This is a genomic window from Paenibacillus sp. sgz302148 (genome assembly GCF_056120465.1).
This window is the reverse complement of the sequence record NZ_JBVYOJ010000008.1, coordinates 178,313-192,867: the sequence shown is the minus strand read 5'-3', so window position 1 is coordinate 192,867 and position 14,555 is coordinate 178,313. Positions and strand designations below refer to the sequence as shown.

General features: G+C 50.4%; 15 protein-coding genes and 2 pseudogenes. 5 read left to right on the top strand and 12 right to left on the bottom strand.

Annotated features, from left to right (window positions below):
* Window positions 1–119 precede the first annotated feature (119 nt).
* The 5 genes from AC0LWM_RS13990 to AC0LWM_RS13970 are packed head-to-tail and all read left to right on the top strand — an operon-like array spanning window position 120 to window position 4,260.
* The gene (locus tag AC0LWM_RS13990; RefSeq protein WP_474675565.1) at window positions 120–701 is read left to right on the top strand and encodes a TetR/AcrR family transcriptional regulator; all 582 of its coding nucleotides are present in this window, start codon (window positions 120–122) and stop codon (window positions 699–701) included.
* Between the two features lie 34 nt (window positions 702–735).
* Entirely contained in the window at window positions 736–1,572 is an 837-nt protein-coding gene (locus AC0LWM_RS13985) for a transporter substrate-binding domain-containing protein (protein ID WP_474675564.1), read from the top strand.
* Between the two features lie 25 nt (window positions 1,573–1,597).
* A complete protein-coding gene (locus tag AC0LWM_RS13980) occupies window positions 1,598–2,242 on the top strand; it encodes an amino acid ABC transporter permease (RefSeq protein WP_474675563.1) in 645 nt (214 codons plus the stop codon).
* Window positions 2,243–2,256: 14 nt separating this feature from the next.
* Window positions 2,257–3,009: an amino acid ABC transporter ATP-binding protein gene (locus tag AC0LWM_RS13975; RefSeq protein ID WP_474675562.1), complete on the top strand. Its 753-nt coding sequence runs from the start codon at window positions 2,257–2,259 to the stop codon at window positions 3,007–3,009.
* A gap of 33 nt (window positions 3,010–3,042) precedes the next feature.
* Window positions 3,043–4,260: a M24 family metallopeptidase gene (locus AC0LWM_RS13970; protein WP_474675561.1), complete on the top strand. Its 1,218-nt coding sequence runs from the start codon at window positions 3,043–3,045 to the stop codon at window positions 4,258–4,260.
* A gap of 73 nt (window positions 4,261–4,333) precedes the next feature.
* On the opposite strand, the gene AC0LWM_RS13965 is transcribed toward AC0LWM_RS13970, so the two are convergent.
* From AC0LWM_RS13965 to AC0LWM_RS13910, 12 genes and pseudogenes are all read right to left on the bottom strand, one after another.
* Window positions 4,334–4,741, bottom strand: a complete 408-nt coding sequence (locus tag AC0LWM_RS13965) for a DUF6855 family protein (protein WP_474675560.1) — start codon at window positions 4,739–4,741, stop codon at window positions 4,334–4,336.
* Window positions 4,742–4,768: 27 nt separating this feature from the next.
* On the bottom strand, window positions 4,769–5,764 hold the full coding sequence (locus AC0LWM_RS13960) for an HD-GYP domain-containing protein (RefSeq protein ID WP_474675559.1): 996 nt from the start codon (window positions 5,762–5,764) through the stop codon (window positions 4,769–4,771).
* Between the two features lie 77 nt (window positions 5,765–5,841).
* Window positions 5,842–7,341: a diguanylate cyclase domain-containing protein gene (locus tag AC0LWM_RS13955; RefSeq protein WP_474675558.1), complete on the bottom strand. Its 1,500-nt coding sequence runs from the start codon at window positions 7,339–7,341 to the stop codon at window positions 5,842–5,844.
* Window positions 7,342–7,600: 259 nt separating this feature from the next.
* Window positions 7,601–8,422 (bottom strand): adenosylmethionine decarboxylase, encoded by an 822-nt coding sequence (speD, locus tag AC0LWM_RS13950; protein ID WP_474675557.1) that lies wholly within the window; start codon window positions 8,420–8,422, stop codon window positions 7,601–7,603.
* A 78-nt stretch (window positions 8,423–8,500) separates the two neighbouring features.
* Window positions 8,501–9,240 (bottom strand): annotated as a pseudogene (locus tag AC0LWM_RS13945) (Fic family protein).
* 191 nt (window positions 9,241–9,431) lie between these two features.
* A complete protein-coding gene (locus AC0LWM_RS13940) occupies window positions 9,432–10,055 on the bottom strand; it encodes an SGNH/GDSL hydrolase family protein (RefSeq protein WP_474675556.1) in 624 nt (207 codons plus the stop codon).
* A 99-nt stretch (window positions 10,056–10,154) separates the two neighbouring features.
* Window positions 10,155–11,234, bottom strand: a complete 1,080-nt coding sequence (locus AC0LWM_RS13935; RefSeq protein ID WP_474675555.1) for a Gfo/Idh/MocA family protein — start codon at window positions 11,232–11,234, stop codon at window positions 10,155–10,157.
* A gap of 229 nt (window positions 11,235–11,463) precedes the next feature.
* Window positions 11,464–11,852: pseudogene (locus AC0LWM_RS13930) on the bottom strand (iron chaperone).
* A 53-nt stretch (window positions 11,853–11,905) separates the two neighbouring features.
* Complete coding sequence (locus AC0LWM_RS13925) at window positions 11,906–12,430, bottom strand: DinB family protein (protein WP_474675554.1); 525 nt, start codon at window positions 12,428–12,430, stop codon at window positions 11,906–11,908.
* Window positions 12,431–12,590: 160 nt separating this feature from the next.
* Entirely contained in the window at window positions 12,591–12,770 is a 180-nt protein-coding gene (locus AC0LWM_RS13920; protein ID WP_474675553.1) for a DUF3934 family protein, read from the bottom strand.
* 30 nt (window positions 12,771–12,800) lie between these two features.
* Entirely contained in the window at window positions 12,801–13,400 is a 600-nt protein-coding gene (locus AC0LWM_RS13915; protein WP_474675552.1) for a response regulator, read from the bottom strand.
* Window positions 13,397–14,533, bottom strand: coding sequence for a sensor histidine kinase (locus AC0LWM_RS13910; RefSeq protein WP_474675551.1), 1,137 nt, complete (start codon window positions 14,531–14,533; stop codon window positions 13,397–13,399). Before AC0LWM_RS13910 ends, AC0LWM_RS13915 begins: the two co-directional genes overlap by 4 nt.
* Window positions 14,534–14,555: the final 22 nt, after the last annotated feature.

The following is a 14,555-nucleotide window of genomic DNA, read 5'->3' as shown; positions in this document are numbered from 1 at the left end:
GAACAATCAATCTATAGTAAGCCTATCGGAATTAGACTAACTGACTCGTCAGTTAATGGAGAGGAGCGTTTGCACTGCCTACATTACCGGATCAAGATCAGGACCGCCGCCAGCAGCTGATGGGGTTCGCTCTTGAGTTATTTGCGCGAAAAGGATATCACAATACGAAAGTTTCCGATGTGGTCAAGTCCGCGGGGGTCACGCAAGGAACGTTTTATTGGTATTTTCAAAGCAAAGAACAGCTCGCTCTGGAATTAATCGCAGGCGGCGAACAAAAGCTGACCGAAGTCATTCAGCAAGGTTATCGCAAGCATGCCGGTACGGTGGAGGATATGGTGAAATCGTCCGCACGGCTTTTGACGGATTTGTTCGAATTCGCCGATCGGAACCGATATTTGATGGCGCTATTGCTAATCAAGGGCCAAGGCGCAGACCCGCCGATACAAGAAGCCGTTTCCCAAACCTGGATTGCGTTCGAGGAAGCTTTCAAAAACAATGTCCAGCGCGCAACCGAACTCGGGATGCTGCCGAGTACGGAAGATTTGTCTCTTCGGGTCAACATCCTCGTCTGTTTAATTACAGGCGTGTTGTCCAAATGGCTGTTCGGACCTATGCATGACGTTAATTTTCAATCGCCCCGCTCCGCTTCGGAAATGGCCGAGGAAACGGCAAAATTCGAATTCCGCGGATTGTTGGGATAATCAAGGAAGATAGATACATCTAGGAGGAACATATATGTCAACAAAAGTAAAACAACTGATTACAGCCATTTCGCTGCTGAGCTTGATTATGATCGTACTTGCAGGGTGCGCCGGAAAATCGGAGAATAAAACAACCGATACGGCCGCTCCATCGAATTTGCTGGAAAAAATCAAGAGCGCCGGAAAAATTAGAATCGGCTTAATGGGAACTTACGCGCCTTACAACTTCTTGAACGATAAGCATGAAGTAGACGGCTTCGATGCCGACGTCGCGAAACAAGTCGCGAAGCGATTGGGCGTGGAAGTGGAATTCATTACGGGAGAATTTTCCGGATTGATCGAAGGATTGCAAAAAGATAAATACGACGCGTTGGTGACTCAAGTGACCATTACCGACGATCGCAAAAAAACGATGGATTTTTCAGAGCCGTACATTAAAAATGCAGTAAATGTCATTGTGAAAAGCGACAATACGACGATCAAATCGGTTGACGACTTTAAAGACAAGAAGATTGGCGTTGGACTCGGAACAAACGACGAAAAATATTTGCGGGACGTTGTTCTTCCGAAAGTCGGCAACTTTGAAATCGCCACATACAACGATGTCATCACTTCCCTATCGGATTTGAATGTCGGAAGAATCGACGCGACGATTAACAACATATTTGCCATCAAGCCTCTGCTTGAAAAAAATCATTTGGATATTAAACCGGTAGGAGAACCGATTAAAGAAGACGTTGCCGGAATCGCGGTTCGCAAAAACAATCCGGAGCTGGTTGAGGCACTGAACAAAGCTTTGGACGAAATGAAAACCGACGGAACGTTCAAGGAAATTTTTCAAAAATGGTTCGGAGTCGATCCTAATATTTAAGGGCATGAACTGGGAGGATGCATGAATGGAACTCGTATTTGACAACTTGGACTTCCTGCTCAAGGGCGCGTACTACACATTGCTCATTACGATCGTTTCGATGTTTTTTGGGCTCCTTATCGGACTGATCGTGGCAATCGCCCGTCTGAAAGGAAATTGGCTGGTCGGCAATCTGGCCAAAGGGTATGTTTCCATCATTCGCGGAACCCCGATTCTTGTTCAAATTTTTATCGTGTATTACGGTTTGCCTGATTTCGGAATTACGCTTGGGCCGCTCACAGCGGCCTATATTTCCCTTAGCATCAATATTGGCGCTTATTTGTCCGAAACGTTTCGCGGCGCGATTCTTTCGGTGCACAAGGGGCAGACGGAAGCGGCTTTATCGCTGGGCTTGTCGCCATGGCAAACGATGCTGAAAGTCGTTCTTCCGCAAGCGGCCAGGGTAGCGATTCCGCCGATGGGCAATACTTTTATCGGGATGCTGAAAGAAACTTCGCTCGTTTCGATCGTTACGGTGACCGAATTGCTTCGTTCGGCCCAGCTGCTCGTTGCGCAGTATTATGTTGCCATGCCTTTTTTTATTGCGATTGCCCTCATGTATTGGATCATGAGCATGGTATTCTCGGGCATCCTTAACCGCATCGAAAGAAAATTATCAAAGGCTTATTAAGGACGTGTGTAAGCATGATTGAGGTAAATCATCTCGGCAAACGTTTTGACGATTTGGTCGTATTCCAAAATATAAATCTCCATGTTCGTCCCAAAGAAATCGTCGTCTTGATCGGACCGAGCGGTTCCGGTAAAAGCACGCTGCTGCGCTGCTTGAACGGCCTCGAGACGCCCACCGAAGGAACACTTCGTGTAGGTGACGCGAGGTGGGAGCCTGCAATGAATACAAAAGCGAAAAAACAAGCCATCCGGGAAATTCGTGAAATGACCGGCATGGTTTTTCAATCGTTTCATTTATTTCCGCATATGACCGCATTACAAAACGTGATTATGGCACCTACCACCGTTAAAAAGATGCCGATGGATGAAGCCGTCCGTCTAGGCGAGTCCTTATTAGCCAAAGTGGGCTTGCTGGGAAAAAAAGACGAGTACCCTTCGCGGCTTTCCGGCGGCCAACAGCAGCGGGTTGCGATTGCCCGTGCACTTGCCATGCAGCCGCAAATTATGTTGTTTGATGAACCGACGTCGGCCTTGGACCCGGAATTAACAGGTGAAGTGTTGTCGGTAATGAAGCAGCTTGCCGCAGAAGGCATGACGATGATCGTTGTCACTCATGAAATGAAATTCGCCCAAGAAGTCGCGAACCGGGTCATCTTTATGAGTGATGGAGCGATTCAGGAGGAAGGGGCACCGGAGCGGTTTTTCGTTCAGCCGCAAACGGAACGTGCTCGCAAATTTCTGCGCCAATTGGCCAATCAGCCCGACTGACAGCCACTCGGAAAGCTTGAAGGAGTTGAGATCGTGAATCATCTAGAAAAAGCTCATGCAGCGAGTATTGCAGAACGTGCCGGATTGATTATGGAGAGGGAAAACCTAGATGCCCTCGTGGCGTCGAGTTGCGAGAACTTCTATTACCTTTCCGGTTACCCCAGCGCTTTCATGTATACGCTGCGCATGAATGAAGTCGCGCTGGCCGTAATGTTCCGCGATCCGAACCGGAAAACGGTCTTGATCATGAATGAGTTCGAGGCCGCCGGCGTTCCGGCGGATTTGGCGTCTCAATGCGAGATTAGAACTTATCCGACATGGGTTGACGTGGACGATCCGTTCGGCCTTAGAGGCGACAAATTTCAGGGCAAACGGCCGGTTTCGCCCCAAGCGGAAGAAATGTTCGGAATGCTGATCCAGGTGCTCGCCGAACACGGCATTTCGAGCGGCAGAGCAGCCGTCGAGCTGAATTCGATGCGCTATCCTGCCGCAACGGCATTGCACCGAATGGCCGGATCGCTTCAGTTGTTTGACGCTAGCGCCATTTTTAGCGAGCTGCGCGCCGTCAAAACGGATTGGGAGATCGAGCAGCTGCGCAAAGCATGCGCTTATGCCGAAACCGGTATTGCCGAAACGGTCCGCGGGATCGGGGTCGGCAGCTCTGCCGCGGATATCGCCGGGGCGTTCCGGTTAGCCTTGATGAACCATGCGGATGGCTCCGTCGCCCGATTCCATATGATTTCGGTCGGGGCTAACTTCGCTCCTGCGTATCGGTTTGACACTCGTCCGGGGGAACCGGGAGATTTGATCAAATTCGACGTGGGCGTTGAGGTCGCGGGATACGGCTCCGACATTGCCCGTACCTTTGTGCTTGGATCTCCTTCGGATTATATGAAACGAGTATACCATGCACTCCGAGTCGGGCACGACCGTCTCTTGCAGATGATCGAGCCGGGGATGCCGATGAAGAACGTCTTTAACGAGGTCATGGATCTCATCCGCCGCTCCGGATTGGACAATTACAACAGAGGTCATTTGGGGCATAGCGCGGGTTTGAGCCTTGCGGCGGAAGAACCTCCGTTCATCAGTCCGTCCGAGGCCGCCGTCTTTCGGCCTGGCATGGTGATTTGTTTGGAGACGCCTTATTACGGCTACGGTGTCGGTTCGATCATGATCGAGGATATGGTGCTCGTTACGGAGAATGGCTGCGAGCGGCTGAACAAGCTGTCCAGAGATCTTGTTTCGCTTTAATTTAACGTCAAAAAACTCCTATAAGATCGCTTGCTTTCGGCAAACGTCTTATAGGAGTTTTCATTTGCTTCCGCTAGATCGCCCGCATCCGGTTGTTCCGGGCATTGTGCTCCACTTCCGCCAGCCCGAGCTTCTCCATCAGCGGCGGGATGTACATGCCGAACCGGCCGCGCAGCCCTTTCTTCAGCCCGTACCAGCCGCCTGCCGGATTTTCCGGCGAACGTCCCCAAGCCTCCACTGTGCCGTCCTTGGCCGGCTTCTGCTCATCCGCGCTGCCGAGCTCCATCCAGTCGCCATGCTGTTTCAGCATGGCGTGCAAATCTTCGATGCAGCGGTAGTCATAATGCAGGACGGTTTTGCCGACGGTGCAGACGAGTATCGCTTTGCCGTCCTTCTCGTCCTTGTACATTTCGTATTCCGACGTAAGCGGCGGCGTTTTCAGCTGCCATGGGTTTTCTTTGGTGCCTTCATTTCCGGACATAAGCATGCTCCTTTGAGTTTCATATTTTTATGGATTTTCCGCGGTCTCGAACGCCATTTGCGAGAAGGTGTCCACTAACCTCGGGTCGAACGAGATGCCCCGCTGCCGCACGATGTAGTCCATCGCTATGGCATGGGACCATGCTTCCTTATAAGCTCTTCTGCTTGTTAAAGCGTCATACACGTCAACGATGGAGACGACTTGCGCTTCCAGCGGAATTTGCTCCTCCTTCAGCTGATGCGGGTAACCGGTCCCGTCCCATTTTTCATGATGGTGTTCAACGATGGACTTGGCGATTTTTAATTCCTGTTTGAAAATTTCGTCGTCCAGCTCATTCGAAATCCGGTTCAGGATATCGACGCCGATCAGAGGATGCGTTTCGATAATATGACGCTCATAATAGGTCAGCTTGCCCGGCTTGTACAGGATTCCTTCCGGAATGCCCGATTTGCCGATATCGTGCATGATGCTCGCATGAACGACCTGCTGCATGTATTCCTCGGAAAATTGCAGCTCCAGCCTTTCGTTATGGGCATGGATCAATCGTTCGGTTAGGCTTTGAACCCGGAACAGGTGATCCTCGATCGACGGGTCGCGAATTTCGCACGATAACGCGAGAACGCGTAAAATTTCATTTTGAATTTTCTCTTTGCGGTTCTCCGACACGTAAACGCCGTACGAGATATCTCCTAGGTCGCGGAACACGCCGATGAAATACGTTTCGTTATCCACGACAACCGGCGTAATCGTAATGAACGAATTCCAGATGTGCTTGTCCCGCCTGCGATTAATAAAGATGCCGGACCAAGGCTGCGATTGCTCCAGCGCCTGCTTCATTTCGTCGTATGTATCCTGAGGGGTATAACCCGATTTCAAAATGCCCGCCCGTAAACCGATAATATTGTCCCGGCTATATCCGGTCAACTCTTCGTATTTCGGATTGACGGCTATGATCTTATGGTTAACGTCGGTGATGATCACCGCATCCGCTAATAGCAAAAAGAAAGATAATTCAGGTTTCATTGATTATGCTCCTGACTGAATCGATGAGTGAACACTTTGGTAATCCTTAAAGATGATATCATCGCAGGAGTGCTTCGTCAAAGAACTCCCTCACCGTTAACCGGATCTTCCGCATAAAACCGATACCGGTTCTTCCCCTGCTCCTTCGAAGCATACAAGGCGATGTCCGCCTTCTTGCATAACGTTTCCAGGTCAACGCCATGCTCCGGCACAAGAGAAATTCCGATACTGACCGTAATCGTCTCTTCTTGAAAACCTAGCTCGCTCTCGCAGGTTTGCTTGACGGCGGCAATGATGTCGGCCGCGGCTTTCCCCGCTTCTTCCTTGCTCGTTTCCGGCATAACCATGACGAATTCGTCTCCGCCCAGCCGGAACGGAACATCCTGCTTGCGGGCAACCGATCGAATGCGCTGCGCTACCGCTTGCAGCAATCGATCCCCTTTATCATGGCCGAGATTGTCGTTTACGAATTTGAAATTATCCAGATCGAACAAGAGCAGCGCAGCCGTACTTTTGTTTTCCGCGATCGTGGTCTTCAGTCTCTCCTCGAAGGCGGCACGGTTCTGGAGCCCGGTCAAGCTGTCGTGGAAGGCAAGATACATCAGCCGCGCCGCCCTGCGCGAAATGATAAAAGACAATACAATCGTAATGAATAACACGATGCCAAGCTGGATGACGAACGTCCTCTGGTTCGCGCTGTTTACGGCTTGCAGCTCCTTGTCGTTGTAGACGATTTCAAGAACCTTGTCCTTCGTCGCTCCCGAATCGTATTCAGAGCTATAGGGGACGTAACGGTACGTCGCGGGCCGCCCGTTCCAACGGCCTCGGATTTCGGTCGTTTCCTTCGTCTTCAGCGTCCGCTCGAATGATTGCCTTCGGTCCGGGGGCAGCTTGCCAGCTTCGACCGGCGTCCCAAGCGAGTACCCACCGACATTCAGGATATTGATTTCATCGATCGCGTCATATTTTTGGACAAGCTCCTGTACGGCGCTTAGGAAGTTGAATTGTTTAAAAATAAGTCCGTTTTCCAGCGAATAACCGAGCTGAATCAAATATTGCTTGTCGCCTGTCGCCATGTAGCTATATTTTTTGATTCTCCCCGTATTTTGCTCGATGTCGATGCCGTCATCAAAGAACTGGCCGGCTTCACGCCTCGTATCCAATACTTGCGCGAGCTTCCTGCAGCATTTCTTAAAATCCATTCCGATATCCGCCGCATAGCTGCTATGCGTAATGACATTGTTCCTATCGATGATATATACGTCCATGCCAAACCGTTTCTTCAACGAGGCGAAATCCCAGTCTTCGAACGACGGTTCGCGATCGTAACGATCGGCCAGTTCCCGGGAGATTCTCCGCATCCGGTCCGCCAAATTTTCGCCGAACAAGTAATAAGCCTTCTCGATCGTTTTCAGCGCATAAGCGACCATGTCTTCATTTTGTTGAATTTGCGCCAGATGGTTGGCCTGGGCTTGGTCTTTCAGCCGAAGGTGATCGAACGTAGCCAAAGTGAATGAGATAAGCAAAGCAAACACAATCATGGCGATGGATAATTTGAGCCGAAAATAAGACTTCACGCTGAACACCTCACTGCTTGTGATACCGTCTCAAGAAATCGCTCCTCATGAGGGGATTCCTTAGTCTTATTCCACGGGATGACATATAAAACCTTTATTCGACATGAATATTTGCAAAATATGAAAATATAGGGGGTTGAACGAAACTAAAGACTCATTAACCATGACAAAAAACCCTTCTTTTCGAAGGGTTTGGTTAGATAGATTGGATCGAAGAGCGTGGTTCGAAGGACTCGTTTGGAAATTGGCTTGGCACCGCTTATCGGTTCCCGAACGACTCGATATTTTTCCCGTAGAAGATTTCATCCATCTCCCATTGAACGCTAACCGTGATTTCCTTGCGTTCCTCCGGACTCAGCTCCTCTTGGGTGTAGCCGAACAAGTAGTTGTTGATGTCGAATTCCCGCAGCTTGCACTTCGTATGGAAGATATGCTCTTGATACACGTTAACGTCGATCATCTGATAGCGCGCCTTTACTTCATCGGGGGTATAGTTCTGGATGGAGTTAATTTCATGGTCGATAAACAGCTTGTAGCCACTTTTATCGCGGGTAAAGCCGCGTACGCGGTAATCGATCGTCATGATATCGGCATCGAAGGAGTGAATCAAATAGTTGAGCGCCTTGAGCGGAGAAATTTCCCCGCATGTGGAGACGTCGATGTCGGCCCGAAACGTGCTGATGCCTTCGTCGGGATGGTACTCGGGGTACGTGTGCACGGTGATGTGGCTTTTGTCCAAATGCATGACGACATGATCGGGCAACGGGCCCGGCGACTCCTCGAACGAGGAATCCGGCGCCTGCTCGATCGGCCCCTCCGACACCAGCATCGTAACGCTGGAGCCTTGCGGCTCGTAGTCCTGCTTGGCAATGTTCAAGACGTGGGCTCCGATAATATCGGCAACCGCCGTTAAAATGCCGGTCAATCGTTCCGCGTTGTACTGCTCGTCGATATAAGCGAGATAAGCTTTGCGCTCTTCGCTGGTTTTCGTGTAGCAAATATCGTACATATTAAAGCTGAGCGTTTTGGTCAAGTTATTGAATCCGTGCAGGGCAATGGGCATTTTTCTCGTTGGGTCCATAAGGGCGCTCCTCGTAAAAGATTTCCCTTTATTTATGCCCTGCCGGATGAAGAAAATACCAATTGCCGCGCAGAACGATTATTTCACCGCGTCAATGTATCTCTGCAGGCTGTCTTGGACGCATTGAGCGATCAACTGAATAAATGGCGCCAAGTCGTCTTGCACGCTTGCTCGCTCCAATGCTTCATAATATTGCAGCCGGTTCGCATCCGCAGCTTTGACGATCGCCGGGGGATATCCGTGCTTCATTAAAATGAGATTCATCAATAAACGAGCGGTGCGGCCATTATCATCCGAGAATGGATGAATATAAACAAATCTGAAATGAAACTCTGCGGCTAACACGATAGGATGCCGTTGACTTGCTGATCATGGTACCATTGCAATAATTGTTCCAACTTCTCGGGAACCAACATATAGTGCGGGGGCACGTGCTGAGAACCGGGTATTCTGACATTAATCGACCGATACTTGCCTGCCTTATCATCATCAATGTTTTTTAAAACGAGTTGGTGAATGGATTTCAGTATATATTCCGTCAGTTCCGTATCCCGATTCACCACATCGCGAACATATTCGATCGCTTCCGCATGGTTGACGACCTCAAAGTGTTCCCGCAGCTTTTTGCCGCCGATGGTTAATCCTTCTTCCAGCACCAGCTTGGTCTCCAGGAGAGTTAACGTATTCCCTTCAATTGCATTGGAGTTATACGTCCATTCGACTCGATACACTTCGTCCAAATTTCGAACAGCCGCTGCCGGCAAAGGCCGTAATTGATCAAGCTCTTGCTTTAACCGATCGATAGGATTGAGATTCATCATATTCCACCACCCGAACTAAAATCGATATCCCCATTATATCACAGTTTATATGCGCTAAAACGTTCAATAACCGGCGGAGAACAGCAAAAAGCTAACGACCTACTCCTATTGTTACAGGAACAAGGTTGTTAGCCTTAGGTGTCAATATTCAAATCTTAGCTTGCAAAATTATACCCGCTCATACTCCCCTAAGCCTTGACCGCATCCAGCCAAGCCTTGGCGATTAACGCGTGACCGGCCGGCGACGGGTGAACCCCGTCCGGCGCCCAATAAGCCGATGGCGCTAGCGTGCTCGCTTGCGCAAACAACCCGTCCAGCGGGACATACAGCGCCCCGAATTCCCGTGCGAGATCCCGCACCGCGGTGATTTTCGGATCGAGGTCTTCTCTCCAGCCCTTGCGGTCATCCGGAATCGGTAGCACGAACGGCTCGATCAGGATCAGCTTGGCATCCAGCTTCTCTTTCGTTTGCACGATCAAATCGCGGTACCCTCGCGCATAATCCTCCGCCGAAGTCGGGTTATTGGAATCGTAGCGTCGCCACGTATCGTTGATGCCGATATAAATCGAAACCCATGTCGGGCGCAAATCGAGGCAGTCTTCCTGCCAGCGCTGTTGCAAATCGACGACCCGGTTGCCGCTGATCCCGCGGTTGATGAACTTCACTTGTTTCTCCGGATATTTGCTGCCGAACAATGCCGCGGCCATCAACGCATAACCGTTGCCGAGATCATGGCCGTCCCGGTTGCGCCCACAATCCGTAATGCTGTCGCCTTGAAAAAGCACGACCGCTTGATCTTCAATCAAAGTCATTCGTATTCCTCTCCCTTATTCGTTAAATTGGTAATCTTTACATTTACAAATACAACATCGCAGGATGCAATTCCTGCAATAAGTCCATGAGGCAATTCGTTAATTTTGGTAAATATGCGGATTCTGCGCACGGCACTCTTCCATGACTTCCATCTGTCGCCGCACCTGCTGCGGAGTGACCTCAAGCGGGACTCCCGTTGTTAACGTCCGATGGAGCATCAGGTACAATTGCTCCGTCATATGTGCAAACTCGTTTGTTCCTTCGGGCAGCTCGCGGCTCCAGCTGTCCTCATACCATACGAGCGTTTCCGAGCAATACGCGGGGTTGCCGTGCTGATCGACCAGCGGCTTATCCGTCAGCTGCTGCGGCGGCGCTTCCTCCGGCTTGAAATACTTCCATTCCAGCCGGTCGTTATTGCCGCGCAAGCCGCCATTCGTTCCTTGCACGATGAATTTATCCCGCGGAAACACGGAACAAGAAGAGATCTCCAGATCGATCGTAGGCCTGCCGGGGCCTCGCATAAGCACTTTGACGTAATCTTCGGCATCGCCGAACGTATTGGCCCGATCCATCACGCAAGTAATTTGCGGCATGGCATCAAAGCCGAACAATTGCAGGGCTTGATCGACCGGATGCGGTCCGGTGTTCAGAAGATTGCCGCCGTTCATCCGCTGCAGCGTCTGCCAATCCCATCTTCTCGCGAAATTGTTGTTCGTAATGTCGATTTGCACGATGCGGCCCAGCACGCCGGAGTCGATGATTTCGCGAATTTTCGCAAAGGCGGGCATATAGCGCGATTGCTGAAAGACAGCCAGTACGCTCCCCGATCGCTCCGCCGCGGCGATCAGCTGATCCACTTCCTGGACCGACTTGGCCAGCGGTTTCTCGCACAGCACGTTGATTCCCTTGTTCAACAAATCCAGCGTAATCGGAAAATGAAGCTCGCTCGGCGACGCATTTACCACAAGATCAAGCTGTTCCTGCTCCGCCATCTCCGTGTACGTTTCATTTACGCGGCACCCGAATTCGGCGGCCGCTCGCTCGCGGCGATCCGCCATACCGTCGGCAATGGCAGCGATTTCATAAAAACCGGGCATTTGGGCGAGCTGCGCGCTATGGATGTAACGTCCGCTTCTTCCTTGACCGATAATCCCAACCTTTAACGTATTATTGCTCATGTCGTTTCACCTCTCCATTGGTTTGCTGTTGCATCGCATATTTCGACGTATATGCATCGGATCTCTGAAAATATTCCCCATCAAGATGCTGCTGGGAGGAAAATACCGCCAAAGTCTGCACTATTGATCGTACGCCATAATCTCCTATAGTTCAACAACAATTCTCTTATTCTTGAAATGAACGAAAAAAAAGAAGGCCAATGAACAGCCTCCCTCTTACGATCAACGATCATTTCTTCTTTTTCGATTTGGCTGCCGCTTTTTCCATGTTGCCGGCTACCCGGTATCTCACGATTTTACGAATTATATCATAAGGTAACGGCTTATCGAGAGGGAATTGCAGTGTCCCTTTCGACTTATGGTATTCCTTAATTCCTCTTTGAACTCCTCGATCCCGCTTGGGGCCGGGTAAAAGCCGATATGATTTTTGAAAGCCGCAAAATGGACGAGGTTTCCATGGAGTTCGAATGTCGGCATCTGGTAGCTGATCTTTTCCTTCGCGGCCAGCGCCTCCTCACGGATGACTTGCCTTAACGTTTGAAGAATGTCCTGAACCTCGGGAGTAAATGTTGAAATATACTCGTCGATCGACCCATAGGTAACTTTATTTTCTTTCATAGGGCAAATCTCCTTTCACGGGTTTGGCTTCCATTCCTTATTTCATGCTACCATTACTTCTTCAAAATGCCCAAATAGGCCGTCCAAGGCCCAACGTCCTCCCTGTACCTCTCAGCCATGACGCGTACGATCTGAGCCATGTGCGTCAAATCGTGGACGACCCACGTAGACAGCAATTCTCTTAACTTCACGACACCAAACGCTGGGTGCGAACCCGTCAATTCAAAATGCGACTCCGGTTCGACAAGCTCCTTTAGTTTCGTAATATTTTGCGCTCGAATCGTTTTGAATTCTTGGAATTTCTGCTCGAGCGATCGTTCTGCGCTTTCGTTCAAATGAGCAAAACGGTCAAATGGCGGGAAAGGTTTGCTCTCGGCTTCCCGGATGATATGCTCCAACCTCGGGATCCAGTTCGTCTTCTCTCCCTCGATGAGGTGCTCGATCACTTCCGAGACGTTCCACGTTCCTTCGCCTTCGTTGCATTGCAGCCATCCGGCAGATAACCCGGACAAAAAATACTCTAACGTTTGCGGCGTACGCTCCAGAACCTCGAACGCTTCTTTCATGTTCATATTCATATAGCTTCTCCTTCCGTATGGCAATATATTTGCAATTATCGGCGGACAAATTTACGGTATACATTCGCCTCATGGAGCAATTTCTCCTCTATTTCCAAGTTCAACGGTTATTGAGTACCGGGAGAGAAATCCAGATAAAAAAAAACGGCATCTCTGCCGTTTATGTGTCAGTCTTCGCTGTATCTTTACCGGAAGCGGTTGCGCCATCCTTATTTTTAGTGCCTTTGCTTTTATAAGGTTTCGGAGCGTTTTTGATTCGGTTGGCGCTCGCCTGCCAACGGTTCCAGCCTTTTTTGTCCGTTCCGCGGCCAGTCCCGCCTTTGCCTTTAGCTTTGCTCATCATATCACTCCATTAGTTCCGGCTTTGAAATTACTTAAACCAGCCCTTCTCCTTAAACCGCGTAATGGCTTCCACCCGGTTGCTGACGCCGAGCTTATCGAGGATGATCGAGATATAGTTCCGCACGGTCCCGTTCGTCAAATGCAGCTCGCTCGCGATATCCTTCGTGTTCTTCCCGTCGGCGATCAGGAACAGCACTTCCTTCTCCCGTTCGGTCAGCGGACTCTCATGCCCGTAAGCTTCATCAACCAGCTCGGCTGCGTAGATGCGGCGGCCGGCCATAACGCTGCGAATCGAGTCCGCCAGCTCCTCGCTGGGGCTGTCCTTGAGCAAATAACCGCTTGCGCCCGACTTGATCGCCCGTTCAAAATAGCCGGCTCGGGCAAACGTAGTCAAAATCATCACCTTGCAGCCCGATCCCCTTAGCTGCTCGGCTGCTTCCAGCCCGTTCATCCCCGGCATTTCGATGTCCATGATGCACACGTCCGGCTTGTGAAGGTGAACCAGCCGCACGGCTTCTTCGCCGTTCATCGCTTTACCGACGACCTGCATATCTTCTTCCAGATCAAGCACGGAAGCTAGCGCGCCAAGCAGCATGCGCTGGTCCTCTGCGATCACGATGCGAATCATATCCCTACCTCCTTCTCGGGTTGCTTGGACACGATCGGCACTCGGAACACGATCATCGTCCCTGCTTCGCGCACAATGTCCATCACGCCGTTCACAAACTCAAGCCGTTCTTTAATTCCGCTCAGTCCGCTTCCTTTGAAGCATGCCGTTCCTTCCGCAATGCCGACGCCATTGTCTTTGACCTTGATGACAAGCTCGGTTGGCGACGGCTCGATCCAGATCCAGCAGGTTGTCGCGCTGCTATGCTTTACGATATTCGTCACGGCTTCTTTCAAGCACATGCTCAGCACGTTTTCGGCCATCAAAGAAATGCCCGTTATATTAGGTTCGCCCTCCAAGACGAGCTCGATTTCGGCTGCTTTTAATATTTGCCTGATCCGAAACATCTCGTCCTCCAGCCGGGTGCCGCGCATTTCCTTCACCAAGTCCCGGACTTCCTTTAACACGATCCTTGCCGTATGACGGACATCATTGATCTCTTCCTGGGCCTGGGCTGGGTTTTTGCCGATTAATTTGCCCGCCAAGTCGCTTTTCAAACCGATTAACGTCAGCTTCTGCCCAAGCGTATCGTGGAGATCGCGCGCAATCCGCTGGCGTTCCTCCAGCTTAACAAGCTCGGAAATTCTTTTGTTCGCATCCTCCAGTTGATCCTGAAGCTTCTCCCGTTTGTTCCGGGTATAGGTCGTGACGGGAAGCAGGATAACGCCGATCAGACTGACCAAGACGAAAGGCAGCTGGGTAATGAACATCGGATCCCGGTTCACCAAACCGAAGTTGATCCCGACGATCGTTGTGACCAGATGAACGGTATACAGTGTAGCGAACCCGATCCGATTCTGGATATTGCCGATAAAAAACGCCAAAAATAACGCGAAATAAACGTACCCGAACAACATCGTCATCGTAATCGAGATAAGAATTTGCACGCCTGTCCAAAAATAAACGAGCCACCCTTTGGAAACAAAAGAAAGCACATAACAAAGAAAAAACGCCAAAATCATCACAATGCCGCTGATAACTTCGTACGTGGAGGATGCCCGAAATATGAAATAAAAAGGGAGGATGAGAAAGACGACCCATACGTAAGGGCTAAGTCCCGTGCTTTTGTGAAAAATATGATGCCACTTCTTCATGGTCGCCCCCCTCTTGCACTCT

Coding starts and splice junctions, on each gene's coding strand:
- AC0LWM_RS13940 (WP_474675556.1), bottom strand. CDS start 10,055: ATGACTTTGATTGAAGATCAAGCGGTCGTGCTTTTTCAAGGCGACAGC.
- AC0LWM_RS13920 (WP_474675553.1), bottom strand. CDS start 12,770: ATGAGCAAAGCTAAAGGCAAAGGCGGGACTGGCCGCGGAACGGACAAA.
- AC0LWM_RS13990 (WP_474675565.1), top strand. CDS start 120: ATGGGGTTCGCTCTTGAGTTATTTGCGCGAAAAGGATATCACAATACG.
- AC0LWM_RS13980 (WP_474675563.1), top strand. CDS start 1,598: ATGGAACTCGTATTTGACAACTTGGACTTCCTGCTCAAGGGCGCGTAC.
- AC0LWM_RS13975 (WP_474675562.1), top strand. CDS start 2,257: ATGATTGAGGTAAATCATCTCGGCAAACGTTTTGACGATTTGGTCGTA.
- AC0LWM_RS13910 (WP_474675551.1), bottom strand. CDS start 14,533: ATGAAGAAGTGGCATCATATTTTTCACAAAAGCACGGGACTTAGCCCT.
- AC0LWM_RS13915 (WP_474675552.1), bottom strand. CDS start 13,400: ATGATTCGCATCGTGATCGCAGAGGACCAGCGCATGCTGCTTGGCGCG.
- speD (WP_474675557.1), bottom strand. CDS start 8,422: ATGGACCCAACGAGAAAAATGCCCATTGCCCTGCACGGATTCAATAAC.
- AC0LWM_RS13925 (WP_474675554.1), bottom strand. CDS start 12,430: ATGAATATGAACATGAAAGAAGCGTTCGAGGTTCTGGAGCGTACGCCG.
- AC0LWM_RS13985 (WP_474675564.1), top strand. CDS start 736: ATGTCAACAAAAGTAAAACAACTGATTACAGCCATTTCGCTGCTGAGC.
- AC0LWM_RS13960 (WP_474675559.1), bottom strand. CDS start 5,764: ATGAAACCTGAATTATCTTTCTTTTTGCTATTAGCGGATGCGGTGATC.
- AC0LWM_RS13965 (WP_474675560.1), bottom strand. CDS start 4,741: ATGTCCGGAAATGAAGGCACCAAAGAAAACCCATGGCAGCTGAAAACG.
- AC0LWM_RS13935 (WP_474675555.1), bottom strand. CDS start 11,234: ATGAGCAATAATACGTTAAAGGTTGGGATTATCGGTCAAGGAAGAAGC.